Source organism: Citrobacter freundii ATCC 8090 = MTCC 1658 = NBRC 12681 (assembly GCF_011064845.1).
In the GTDB taxonomy this organism is placed as follows: Bacteria; Pseudomonadota; Gammaproteobacteria; order Enterobacterales; family Enterobacteriaceae; genus Citrobacter; species Citrobacter freundii.
Genome location: NZ_CP049015.1, coordinates 3942123 through 3954661 on the forward strand (window position 1 = coordinate 3942123; position 12539 = coordinate 3954661).

Annotated in this window: 12 protein-coding genes and 3 tRNA genes; 5 read left to right on the forward strand and 10 right to left on the reverse strand. The window is 50.7% G+C overall.

What is annotated here, in order from left to right; all coding sequences use genetic code 11:
* Positions 1-5 precede the first annotated feature (5 nt).
* Positions 6-923: a glycine cleavage system transcriptional regulator GcvA gene (gene gcvA, locus G4551_RS18885; RefSeq protein WP_003034035.1), complete on the reverse strand. Its 918-nt coding sequence runs from the start codon at positions 921-923 to the stop codon at positions 6-8.
* Positions 924-1285: 362 nt separating this feature from the next.
* Positions 1286-1513: a YgdI/YgdR family lipoprotein gene (locus tag G4551_RS18890; protein ID WP_003840386.1), complete on the reverse strand. Its 228-nt coding sequence runs from the start codon at positions 1511-1513 to the stop codon at positions 1286-1288.
* A 192-nt stretch (positions 1514-1705) separates the two neighbouring features.
* On the opposite strand from G4551_RS18890, the gene csdA reads away from it, so the two are divergent.
* Positions 1706-2911: a cysteine desulfurase CsdA gene (gene csdA / locus G4551_RS18895; RefSeq protein WP_003840388.1), complete on the forward strand. Its 1206-nt coding sequence runs from the start codon at positions 1706-1708 to the stop codon at positions 2909-2911.
* Positions 2911-3357: a cysteine desulfurase sulfur acceptor subunit CsdE gene (csdE, locus tag G4551_RS18900; RefSeq protein WP_003840390.1), complete on the forward strand. Its 447-nt coding sequence runs from the start codon at positions 2911-2913 to the stop codon at positions 3355-3357. Before csdA ends, csdE begins: the two co-directional genes overlap by 1 nt.
* A 77-nt stretch (positions 3358-3434) precedes the next feature.
* Here csdE and tcdA read toward each other — a convergent pair whose 3' ends face one another.
* Both tcdA and mltA read right to left on the reverse strand, forming a co-directional pair.
* Complete coding sequence (gene tcdA, locus G4551_RS18905; RefSeq protein ID WP_003840392.1) at positions 3435-4241, reverse strand: tRNA cyclic N6-threonylcarbamoyladenosine(37) synthase TcdA; 807 nt, start codon at positions 4239-4241, stop codon at positions 3435-3437.
* Between the two features lie 109 nt (positions 4242-4350).
* The gene (gene mltA / locus G4551_RS18910) at positions 4351-5448 is read right to left on the reverse strand and encodes a murein transglycosylase A (RefSeq protein WP_003840394.1); all 1098 of its coding nucleotides are present in this window, start codon (positions 5446-5448) and stop codon (positions 4351-4353) included.
* A 205-nt stretch (positions 5449-5653) separates the two neighbouring features.
* Between mltA and G4551_RS18915 the strand changes: the two genes are divergently transcribed.
* The 3 genes from G4551_RS18915 to G4551_RS18925 all read left to right on the forward strand — a co-directional run bounded on the left by G4551_RS18915 (position 5654) and on the right by G4551_RS18925 (position 6084).
* A tRNA-Met gene (locus G4551_RS18915) sits at positions 5654-5730 on the forward strand.
* A gap of 48 nt (positions 5731-5778) precedes the next feature.
* Positions 5779-5855 (forward strand) — tRNA-Met (locus G4551_RS18920).
* A gap of 152 nt (positions 5856-6007) precedes the next feature.
* Positions 6008-6084, forward strand: a tRNA-Met gene (locus tag G4551_RS18925).
* Between the two features lie 141 nt (positions 6085-6225).
* Here the strand turns inward: G4551_RS18925 and G4551_RS18930 are convergent.
* The 6 genes from G4551_RS18930 to G4551_RS18955 form a co-directional block, all read right to left on the reverse strand.
* Entirely contained in the window at positions 6226-7269 is a 1044-nt protein-coding gene (locus G4551_RS18930) for a fimbrial protein (protein WP_016150919.1), read from the reverse strand.
* A 12-nt stretch (positions 7270-7281) separates the two neighbouring features.
* Positions 7282-7866 carry a fimbrial protein gene (locus G4551_RS18935; RefSeq protein ID WP_003840921.1) on the reverse strand — a complete coding sequence of 195 codons (585 nt, stop codon included), beginning with the start codon at positions 7864-7866 and terminating at the stop codon, positions 7282-7284.
* A 15-nt stretch (positions 7867-7881) separates the two neighbouring features.
* Entirely contained in the window at positions 7882-8475 is a 594-nt protein-coding gene (locus tag G4551_RS18940) for a fimbrial protein (protein ID WP_003840923.1), read from the reverse strand.
* Positions 8472-11081 (reverse strand): outer membrane usher protein, encoded by a 2610-nt coding sequence (locus G4551_RS18945; protein WP_226791515.1) that lies wholly within the window; start codon positions 11079-11081, stop codon positions 8472-8474. Before G4551_RS18945 ends, G4551_RS18940 begins: the two co-directional genes overlap by 4 nt.
* A gap of 44 nt (positions 11082-11125) precedes the next feature.
* Entirely contained in the window at positions 11126-11812 is a 687-nt protein-coding gene (locus G4551_RS18950) for a fimbrial chaperone (RefSeq protein WP_003840927.1), read from the reverse strand.
* A 118-nt stretch (positions 11813-11930) separates the two neighbouring features.
* Positions 11931-12527 (reverse strand): fimbrial protein, encoded by a 597-nt coding sequence (locus G4551_RS18955; protein ID WP_003840930.1) that lies wholly within the window; start codon positions 12525-12527, stop codon positions 11931-11933.
* Positions 12528-12539: the final 12 nt, after the last annotated feature.

A 12539-nucleotide genomic window follows, 5' to 3' on the forward strand; every position in this document is an offset into this window, starting at 1 on the left:
GTAAATTATTGTTCATAACGAAAGCGGAATTTTTCTTGTTCCGTGGCCGCTTTAGCCAAAATCCACTGACGGAAGGCGGCTATTTTACCCAGTTCTGCCTGACTGTCATGACAAACCAGATAAAATGCGTTTTTGCTGACCAGAACATCGTTAAACGGACAGACCAGACGTCCGGCTTCTATTTCGGACTGCGCCATGACGTTATTAGCCAGCGCAATCCCCTGTCCATGGATAGCAGCCTGTAGCACCATGGCGCTATGGCTGAAGATAGGTCCCTGCTGTACGTTGATATGATTCAGGCCAAGCTGGCGCGTATAGGCTTGCCAGTCACGGCGCGACGCATCGTGCAATAATGTGTGTTTAGCCAGATCGTCGGGCGTCTTCAACGGTTTATCACCGGTGAGTAATAGCGGCGAGCAGACCGGCAATAAATATTCTGCGTACAATTTTTCAACGCGCAGACCCGGCCAGTTGCCGCGTCCGTAGAAAATCGCCACATCTACATCGTCCGCCAGTTTGTCTTCCTGACGGTCCACCGCCTGGATCCTGACATCGATTCCCGGATAAGCTGAGTTAAAGCTAGAGAGTCTGGGCACCAGCCATTGGATCGCAAAACTGGGCAATAAACTGACGGTAAGTGCACCTTTTGCACTACGTGCCTGAAGTTTACGCGTCGCGTCGGTTAATTGCGAAAAAATCTCTTTGATGTCGAGGAAGTAGCTTTGGCCTTCTTCCGTTAACAGCAAAGATCGATTGCGTCGACGAAACAGCTTCAGCCCCAGGAAATCCTCAAGAGACTTGATTTGATGACTTACTGCGGCCTGCGTCACAAAAAGCTCTTCTGCTGCGCGAGTAAAGCTCAAATGACGCGCTGCAGCATCAAAAACACGCAACGCATTTAAGGGTGGTAATCGTTTTGACATGACTTTTAGGCTTTGATGTTAAATGAATTTAACAATTAGCTAACAGGCTGTAACCTATTAGTTTTTTTATCTGAGCCATTATAAATTGTCCGTTGAGGTTCTACCAGCAAATACCTATAGTGGCGGCACTTCCTGAAGCCGGAACGAAAAGTTTTATCGGAATGCGTGTTCTGGTGGGCTTTTGGCTTACGGTTGTGATGTTGTGTTGTTGTGTTTGCAATTGGTCTGCGATTCAGACCATGGTAGCAAAGCTACCCTTTTTCACTTCCTGTACATTTACCCTGTCTGTCCATAGTGATTAATGTAGCACCGCCAAATTGCGGTGCTTTTTTTTGTCCGACTCTTTGTCGATGGATGACCGGTTAGTTATCCAGTTCTACCATCTCTTTCACGTCAGTGCGGTTAATCTGCTGTTTGTTGCCGTTAGCGTCTTTATACGAAATCATCCCCGTTTCATTATCGGTCTGTGGCTTACCGTCAGCTACGATTGATCGACCATCGTTGGTATGCATCACGTAATTCGAACCGGAACAGGCGCTCAGGGCAAAAGTCAGCATACAGGCAGAGATAATTGCGGCAGTCTTTTTCATCTTCTTCTCCTTAAAGCGATTTATGCTATTAAAAACACACTCCGTAACAGGCAAAATTGCTCGCCTAACGCTATTTAGCATAAGACACTGAGCGGGCTTTGCCAGGATATCCAGAGTATTCCGATGGTTAGCGCAACCCTTGTATCAATGCCCTTTTTGCGCCACGATCTGTTTACTGAACTGAGGAATACCATGAACGCTTTTAACCCCGCGCAGTTTCGCGCACAATTTCCCGCACTCAACGATGCTGGCGTCTATCTCGACAGCGCTGCTACGGCGCTGAAGCCACAGGCGGTGATTGAGGCTACCCACCAGTTTTATAGCCTGAGCGCCGGAAACGTCCATCGCAGCCAGTTTGCTGAAGCCCAGCGCCTGACCGCACGCTATGAAGCCGCGCGGGAAAAAGTCGCAAGCCTGATTAATGCGCCGGATGAAAAAACCATCGTCTGGACCCGCGGCACAACGGAAGCGATCAACATGGTTGCTCAAAGCTATGCGCGTCCACGCCTTCAGCCGGGTGATGAGATTATCGTTAGCGCAGCGGAACATCACGCCAACCTCGTGCCCTGGCTGATGGTCGCGGAGCAAACGGGGGCTAAGGTCGTCAAACTCCCACTCACCCCCGATTTATTGCCAGACGTTGAGCGCCTCACGCAACTCATTACCCCGCGCAGCCGCATTCTGGCACTCGGGCAAATGTCGAACGTCACCGGTGGCTGCCCGGATCTGGCCCGCGCCATCACGCTCGCCCATGCGGCTGGCATGGTGGTGATGGTTGATGGTGCCCAGGGGATTGTCCATTTTCCTGCCGACGTACAACAGTTAGATATTGATTTCTATGCGTTCTCGGGCCACAAGCTGTATGGTCCAACCGGCATTGGCGTGCTGTACGGTAAGCCTGGATTACTGGAAGCTATGTCACCGTGGCTCGGCGGCGGAAAGATGATTAGCGAAGTCAGCTTCGACGGTTTCACCACCCAGGCAGCCCCATGGAAGCTGGAGGCCGGTACGCCTAACGTTGCTGGCGTTATCGGGCTAAGCGCAGCGCTCGAATGGCTGGCGGACGTCGACGTTGCACAGGCCGAAAACTGGAGCCGGGGTCTGGCGACGCTGGCAGAAGATGCGCTGGCGAAACGCCCCGGCTTTCGGTCCTTCCGCTGCCAGGATTCCAGTCTGTTAGCCTTTGATTTCTCGGGTGTTCATCACAGCGATATGGTTACGCTATTGGCCGAATATGGCATTGCGCTGCGCGCGGGGCAACACTGCGCGCAACCGTTACTGGCAGAACTGGGCGTATCCGGGACACTACGCGCCTCATTTGCCCCTTATAATACACAAAGCGATGTGGATGCGTTGGTCGCAGCCGTCGACCGCGCGCTGGAAATATTGGTGGATTAATGACAAGCCCTCTGTTCGCCGGACACCCGTTTGGCACAACCGTAACCGAAGAGACGTTACGCAATACCTTTATCCCGCTCACTCAGTGGGAAGATAAATATCGTCAGCTGATACTGCTGGGTAAGCAGTTGCCGGCACTTCCGGATGCGCTAAAAGCACAGGCCAAAGAAATCGCGGGCTGTGAAAACCGCGTCTGGCTGGGGCATACTCTTCATGAGAATGGCACTCTGCATTTCTTTGGTGACAGCGAAGGTCGAATAGTACGCGGGCTGTTGGCGGTATTACTCACCGCGGTCGAAGGTAAAACGGCCGCCGAGTTACTGGCGCATTCACCAATGGAATTATTTGACGAGCTGGGTTTACGCGCGCAGCTCAGCGCCTCGCGTAGCCAGGGGCTACATGCTCTTAACGAGGCAATTATCGAGGCTGCCCAGAAAGCCGGATGACGGCGCTGATGTATCTTATCCGGCCTACAACACCGCACAAACCGTAGGTCGGATAAGCATAGCGCCATCCGACACAATCAGGGCTGGCGCGCCGCTTTGGCCATCATCTTCTTCAGCGCATGGGAGACGGCAACAAAACCAAAGGTGGCGGTCACCATCGTGGCCGCGCCAAACCCGGATGCGCAATCCATACGTTTCGGCCCTTCCGCCGTCGCTTTCATCGCACATACCGAGCCATCTGCCTGCGGGTACACCAGCGCTTCGGTCGAGAACACACAGTCCACGCCCAGCTTGCCTTTGCTGTTTTTCACCACGCCAAAATCGCTTTTCAGCCGCTCACGTAGCTTGGCCGCCAACGGATCCTGGATGGTTTTTGCCAAATCAACGACCTGAATCTGCGTAGGATCAATCTGTCCGCCCGCACCACCGGTGGTCACCAGCGGAATTTTGTTACGCCGACAGTACGCGATCAGTGCCGCTTTTGGACGCACGCTATCAATCGCATCAATGACATACGAAAATCCTGCACTCATATATTCAGCAACGTTATCCGGCGTGACAAAATCATCAACCACGTTCACCCGGCACTCCGGGTTAATCTGGCGGATACGTTCAGCCATCACTTCAGCTTTTGCCTGGCCGACGTTATCGCGTAAAGCATGGATCTGGCGGTTAGTATTGGTGACACACACATCATCCATATCGATGAGCGTGATGGCGCCAATGCCGGTTCGTGCCAGCGCTTCCGCCGCCCATGACCCCACTCCGCCAATCCCAACCACGCAAACGTGCGATTGGGCAAACAGTTGCAGCGCATTTTCGCCATACAGACGCGCCGTACCGCCAAAACGCTGACGCCAGGCATCACTTATAACCACAGACATAACACCTCAAATTCATTAATACTACGCAGTATGGCTGCCGGATGGCGCTTCGCTTATCCGGCCTACGCGCTAATTTGTAGGCCTGATAAGGCTAGCCGCCATCAGGCAACTAGCCGCTAAATACGTTACCCGCACCCGGCGCGGTTTTCAGCACCCACACGCGTCCGTAGTGATTATACCACCCGGCACGGTGTCCGGCGTCTGCGCCAATACCCTGATAGATGTCGAAGTGCTGTCCTTTTATCGCCCCGCCCACATCCAACGCCACCATCAGACGCAGTTCGTACTGGCCGGTAAACTTGCCGTTATTGTCCAGTAACGGGACTTCCGCCAGTAACGTTGTGCCCGCAGGAATGATACTGCGGTCAGAAGCCACGGATGCGCGGCCAATCAACGGTACCGCGCTGGCCCCTTTCACCGGAGCAAAAGATTGTGGTTTAAAGAAGACAAACGATGGGTTCTGCTCCAGCAGCTCACGCACTTCGGCTTCGCTGTGCGTTTCACCCCAATGACGAATAGCCTGCATCGACATATCTTCTTTTTTCACTTCGCCACGGTCGATAAGCACTTTACCGATACTGCGATAGGCGTGGCCGTTTTTCCCGGCATAGCTAAAGAAGTTAAGCGGGCTGCCATCGCCAAAATCGATGTAACCACTGCCCTGAACATCCATAATGAAGTTATCCATCAGGGAGTTGCTGTACGCCAGAATATAATTGTCGCTCAGGGCGCCCGCATAAATCTCGGCACGGCTTGGTAAGCGCCCACGTTTTGGCGGCATGCGATAGATAGGGTACTGAAATTCGCCCTGACGCGTATGGCGCGCCTGGATAACCGGCGTGTAGTAACCCGTAAACTGGACGTTACCGTAGTTGTCCGCCCCTTCCATTTGCCATGCATCAATACCAAACTGGCGCATACTGCGCGTATCGCCACCCGCACGTAACCACTCCTGGATAGCGTTGTAAACGTTGCTCTGGTTACCGTACAAACGTGGCGATGCACTGCGAATTTGATTAACCTGCTCGGCGAAATCACCGGCATTGATTGGCGCGCCAATCGCATCAGGCTGGTTCACCAGTGAGAAAGGCTGGGTAAATTTCCCGTCTTTATACTGCTGCCCACGATCGGTGGGTTTTGAGGAACACGCGGCGAGCATCGCGACTACTGCTCCCGCCAGAAGATATTTTGCCCAACGTCCTTTCATTGTTCTCGTCTTATGTTGCCTGAATGCGAGACGAAGATAACAAACCCCCGAACCTAATGAAATGCGTATACCTACCCGAACGCAAATTTTGCGCAAAAAACAGTCCAGAATGCGTTGTTTTTGTTCGTTTTCACCCTAAAAACGTGATCAAGGTGAAAAAAGGGTTGCATGAAATCATTAGCAGAGTATAGTGCGCATCCACGGACGCGGGGTGGAGCAGCCTGGTAGCTCGTCGGGCTCATAACCCGAAGGTCGTCAGTTCAAATCTGGCCCCCGCAACCAATTAAAATCAGAAGCAGTAACGTTACTCGATGGAAGAGTAATGACGGACGCGGGGTGGAGCAGCCTGGTAGCTCGTCGGGCTCATAACCCGAAGGTCGTCGGTTCAAATCCGGCCCCCGCAACCAATTAAAATCTGATGTAATATTTTTGCAAAGTAGTTCAAATCACAGCAAGGTGGCGACGCAGTGAATCCTTAGGAGCTTACTCCAGTAAGTGACTGAGGTGAAAGAGGAAAGCCAACGCAGATGTGGTTTGAAATACGAAGCGAAAAGACGGACGCGGGGTGGAGCAGCCTGGTAGCTCGTCGGGCTCATAACCCGAAGGTCGTCGGTTCAAATCCGGCCCCCGCAACCAACATAGTTTGTTAAGGCTATTAAATAAGACCTTAAAAAATAAAACCGCAAAAGCGTTTCGCTTTATGCGGTTTTTTTGTGTCTGCCGTTCTGTCATCCGCCCGTATCGATCAAAGGCACAGGCAGTGGTCGTTCATTGGGGTTAATAGTAGCTGACGTTAATAGTAGCGGTAGCCTCGAATTTCCCATTCCTTAGCGGCGTACCGTCGGGCTCAAGATATAAGTAAATACGATCAGAGGCATCAAACTCTTTCGGCGCGGAAGTGTACGGGCCACTAATGTCTCCGTTCCCCGAAAGAGCATCAATGATAAGGGGATTGTCAAAAGTATAAAGCGCCACACCAAAACCGCTGGCGGCATCATCACCAGCCAGTTTGTTTAGCAACAAATGCTGGTCAGAACTCACCGGATTCCCATTACTCAGTATACGAGTCTCAATTTTAGTCGTCATCTTGCAGTTATTGTTACTAACACGTATCTCTTGATACGGCCCATTTTTAACTCCCCCCGTTCCGCCATAGAGCAAAAAGTTAAACGAACCAAAATCGACTTTTGACCTGTCAATAGACAAGTTACAAGTGGTTGGCGTAATCGGAATGGCAGGGGAATTAAAACGAAACCCTTTCATAACATTACTAAAGCCCACTTTAAAATACGTAGTGTTCACTGCCACGATCTGGCTCTTTTTTACCTTATCACCATAGCTTCCCCCCGCATACCATAATTCGGCCTGAAACTCCCACCTTGCGCCATTAAGCTGGGCAGGCGTCGCGGTGAACATCCCCCCTTTTTTAAGATGCCCCGAAACGCTTCCACTGCCATCACCATAGGTCACGGTGTACCAGAATCCATAACCAAATCCATCGGCGATGCCGCCTATCAGCAAACCACCATCAGGCATCGTTTCAGGCAGTGAACCCGAAGAAAAACCATCCCCCGATACGGTGATGGCGGTTCCCGTGGACGGATTACAGGTGGAAATGACCGGTCCGCCAACCAGCACCGAACTTTGGAATAACTGCTGCAAATTTGTGCTTGTCAGCGTGACCGCCGTTACGGGCGACGATGCCATAGTTTGATCAATATATGTTCCCGTTGGCGTGGTAAATGCACAACTCGCCAATGCGCTGCGAACGCCACATAAGCCCAGCAATAACAGCATGATAAATCCATATTTTTTCAGCATGACATATCCTTTTTATTCATACGCTGCGGTCACGGAAACTTTCGCTGCATACAATCCGCTTGCGACGCCACTTTCACCGTTGCCCACTTTCTGAAAACGCGCCGCGAAATGGAAGACTTGTTCACTATTCGTAGCAATTTGATTAGTGAATATAATTTCATCCAGCAGGACATTTCTTGCGCTGGCGCCATCCGTATTAAAAATAACAATGCCAACGTTGGTACTGTTTTGTAAATAATCGCTGAATACGCCATCGATAATAGGTCCGGCACCTATATTACGAAGCGTTAAACGCATTGTTCTGGATATTGACGCCGTTTCGCTGCCACAGTTGGTGAGCGTAATATTAAACGGCGTATAGATATCTCCTCCACTGTAATCAGTAGGGGTTAAAGCGTTCAATACACCGCCGGCAGCAAACTGGCTTATATGTGTATCAGGAAGGGTTATCTCCTGTGCAACACTAACATTACATACGGGTAATACGGTTGTTGCCGTTACAGTAACATCCATCGTGGGTGCAGCAATAAACGTTTCTGCCGCCAGCGCTGGAGAAGACAGGATTAACGTGAACAGGTAAGGAAGATAATAGCGCATGATAACCCCAGGTATTTAGTTATAACGGACAATGATTTGAAACGATTCCTCGAAATAACCAGAGCTCATTGTAGCCCCCCCAAAGGCTGCCATAATATATATATCGTAAATCGTGAAATACCCCTCACCATTACTATTCAACGTCATATCCCTCTCGCTGTTGAATGTAATAAAATCTCCCTTGACTCGATCCTTAATTTTTAATCCCAACATTGTCCCCATCCCGAGGCATGTTTTATGGGGATCTGAACAGAGATCAGCACTATTTATGGAAAAAGTCACCTTTGCTTTATTAAGCATATTGTCACAACCAGTTAAAAATATACCTAAAGGACGGTTATAACGTTCATCATTCAAATCCAGATCACGCGCTATAATCTGACCAAAATCAATAACGAGAGACTTTCCTCCCAGATTACTCTCTCCCCCTAAAGAAACATTGCACGAAGGAGTTTGAAGAGTTGCGGTAAAGGTTACATCAACCGTCTTGGTACTCCCCATACATTTCAACGGATCACTTTTTGCCAGGCAATCAGCAAAAGCAGCAGCGCTAAAGCAAAATGAACACAGGCCTAATACTACATGGCGAAAAATTCGATGATGGATCATGGCGTCACCTTCACGCTGGTTGAGGACATCCGGCAGCGCAGACCGGAGATAAGCGGCGTTTTACCGATCATGCTGGCATTGCCATCTAACTGATAGCTCACCTGACAGCGGCTTTCTGCGCCGCTGCCCCAAATGACGGAGAGCGTACCGCTGTCATCCATGCCGCGCACAAAGGCAATCCCCGCCTGGCCTACGGTGCCGACCGAGCTGCCAGCACTATCCTGCACATCTGCCGCCAGCGGAATAAACCCGCCATCGTCGCGCATCAGTTCCAGCATAAACGCTTTACGGGCGTCGGTTTCGATATCCACACGCACCAGCGCCCCGCTGGTCGGCACCACGACACCGGTGGTATTACTAATCGCCACATCGTTTTCCATCGTGTCAATATTCAGACCGACGGTGTTTTCCCGGTAGGGACTCAGGCTGGTGACGACCATATTGCCAAAACCGTCTATCTGCCCATTGCCCATTGAGGCGGACGCGCCTTTCGCCCCGCTGGCGTGCACCAGCGCCATCGTCGAGTCTGGCGTTAAATAGCCGGAGGCCAGCGTCAGCCCGCCGCTGTGCAGCACCACGCCACCGGTTGTACTTAGCGAGTACTGTTGATCGCCGTTAAGCCCCTGCGTCGCCGATAATGAGGTGGTGCTGTACGCGCCGTTGCGCGTCACCCAACTGCCTATCGTGGTGAGGTCTTCGCTGTCTTTGTTGCGGCTGCTCGTGGTGTTCAGGGAGTAGTTATACATATTGTCCCGAGAACTCCCTGTCGCCATCGCGCTGACGCTGTCATTACCTTTAAAGTCGCTACTGCTGTTGACGCTCATACTGGAGAATGGACGATAGTCCACGCTGGAGCCTGACCCCAACGGAATAGAGAAACCCAGGTTGATGCTATCGTCTTCTTCGCCAAATTCGTCATAGCTGCGCTGGGCGGAAATGCTGTAACTCACGCTCCCCACAGAGTTGCTATAACCTACGGAATACTGCGAGGTATTGCCATCATCGCCCCAATAGCTACGCCAGGTCCCGTTCAGATAAAACGAGCCATAACTTTCACCATTGATAGTCACATCCTGATAGACGTTGGCCTGTATCTCATTGCGCGTGCGTGTATAGGCATGATATGCCTCCTGCGTCGTGGTGTTTTTATCGGAAGCATAATTATTCAGCGTATTTTTGAGCGATAGCGCATCGTTCATCGACATGTAGTTTTCAGAGGAAAAACGATAGCCGACCACGCTGAAGGTGGTCCCCGTCGCCGTGAAATTTTTACTGTAGTTAAGGCTGTAACTCTGCCCTTTTAAGGTGCCAACGTCATCGGCGGTGGTTTGTGAGTGCGTCACGTCGAATGAAAACGCCCCAATGCTGGTGTTCATTGCTACGCCGAGCATTCCGGCGGTGTATAAGTTGTCTGCCATTTGCACACCGCCGTAGGCGGTAAACATATTGCTCAGACCGTAAGAGGCGGTGGCGACTCCCGCCCACAGCGTTTCATCAACCGTGTCTTTATCCACCGTGCCGATACCGATATCCCAGTCCACTTCACCAGGACGCAGTAAATGGGCAATAGAGGCATAGGGCATAGAAAATACGCGCGTACTGCCATCAGACTCCTCAACGGTAACATCCAGATCGCTGCCGTTTTGTGCGGCATAGTAGTCGCTGATGGCGAACGGCCCCGGAGGGACGGTGATCTGCGTAACAATACGACCTTCCTGGCGTACCGTCACTTTGGCATTGCTGTTCGCGACGCCGCGAATCACCGGCACATAGCTGTTAGCCGACGGATCCATCTGTGCATCGTTGTAAAGGTGCACACCGTCCAGCGAAACGGAGTCCATCATGTTGGCGTTGGTGCGTACCTCCCCCGCTTCCAGTTTTGCGCGCAGCGGCACAATGTCGCGTGCAATAAAAAGATCGTAGCTGCTGTACTCTCCGCCGTTATCGTTATCCCAGTTGTATGCGCCATTTGAGCGTAAACGCCATGCGCCAAGGTTCAAACCCAACATCAACCCGGAGTAAAAGGTGTCCTGCGTGGTATTGTCGCTTTTGGAATGCCAGGCGTTGGCGTTATAGGAGAGCAACGCCATCGGGATCCCGGAATCCCAACGCGAAGGAGGAATATAGCCGGCAGGATGACTGACCAGATAGACCTGCGGGATGGTTACATTCAGCTCCTGCGTCAATGGGTCGTAGCGGCTGGATGACTTCGGCAGGGTGGCAGCCAGATCATAACAGCCATCCTCATCCTCCTGATTTAGCGGCTCGGGATCCACACTGAGCTGTTCCAGCAGCGCATGGGTAAAACACGCCGACGCATAATCCGTATTGTTTTCGTGAAAAGTCAGCGGAGTTTTGAACATTTCCTTGCCATTAAGGAAAACTTTAACGTTGTATGTTCCGGCAAGAACAGGATTACCACGTGAAAAACGCTTCAGGTCAAGTTGGCTGCCCGCATCACCCATTAAAAAGGCGTCACTAAACTCCACCATTTCGGTGCTGGCGCTTTCATCGGGCGTACCTTCATCTGCCTGTGCGGATGTCAGCGAAAAAAAGCCAGTCAGAAACGTCGATAAATAAATAGATCGTGATAATCGGCGCACCATCATTCCCTTTTAATTAATAATCCTGTTACTCTGCGGGTACTTTTTTATTTAACCGTTTTGACGACTTCCGCATCCGCACCGTAATCATTCAACGCAACCCATGACACTTTATTAACGGAAGTCGTGGTTAATTGCGGTACGACAAAGCGTTCCTCACTAAAAGGACTCAGCATTTTCGGTTTGTAGTCATATTTTTTCGCCCCTGCCCACACCGCGCCGCCAATCAGTGAGAGATAATAAGGCGAGTCGTTTTTCAGGACGATCGCCACGTTACCCGCGTCATTGACCAGCGACCACTTAACATTATTTAAACCATCAATAAAGCTGCCCTTCAATGAGGCCGGACGATAAAAGAATTTAATCCGCGAACGTAAAGCCAGATTAAGTTTGCTTTTCCCTTCCGCATTCTTATCTTTAGGTGGAATTTCCAGCACGTTAAACCAAAAAATACTCTCTTTATCCTGCGCTAACGCCTTACCGGTCCAGGTAATACGCACGCTCTGGCCTTTTTGTGGATCAAGACGCGAGACGGGGGGAGTGACAATAAACGGTAGCTTCATTTTAGCCGGATCGCCGTTTTCATTACCGTCATCCAGCCAGGATTGGACCAATAAAGGCGACCTGCCCTCATTTACCATTTTTACCGTTACTTCTTTCGCCGATTCAGGGTAAATGACCCGCGTTCCCTGAATCACCACGCTGGCCAGTGATGAAGTTGTAGTGAGCGTCATCAAACACGCAATAAATAGCGAACATGAATACCTTTTCATATAAATCCCTTTGACAGAAACAATATTTTTACACTATGCAAATCTGATATATAAACCAACCAAATATATTTTAGCTATTTTATTCAACATTAATAATTACGGTAGCATCGGCAGTAACAATGCCCGCGCCGGGCGTACCGTAGGCGATATAACCGACTGAATAGGTTGACGCCCAGTTAAAGCAGACTCGTTCACCTTCCTCTAATTTATAACAACGGCCGCGATCTACATATTCATAATCTTTTCGGCTACCCGTCTGGAAATTCACGACTGAGCCCGGTGGTGTTGATTGATCCTGTACCAGGAAACCAACGTTTACCGCGCCTGATAAGGCGGTATTTTTTAACGCATAGGTTGCAGGGTCGGTCTCTCCGCTCGTCACCCAACGAATATTCGGATAATATTGTTCGGCCTGAGTGCACTCAGAACGTATAGCGAAACTCTTTTGATGCAGCGCGCCTGAAGTCGCCCCCTGAAGTTCCTTCAGGGAAGCCGTCTCTAACGCAATAGTGGTGCTGCTCACGCCATCCACCTCGACCCATACTTTACATTGTGTGGGTATAGGCTCGACGAAAGCCGAAACAACAATTTCAGGCGTCTGTACCGTGTCGTAAACCGGCGCTGCACCATAAACACAGAAAGCCATCAGAGACAAAAGGAATGGTAAATATTTCATTTTCTTCCCCTG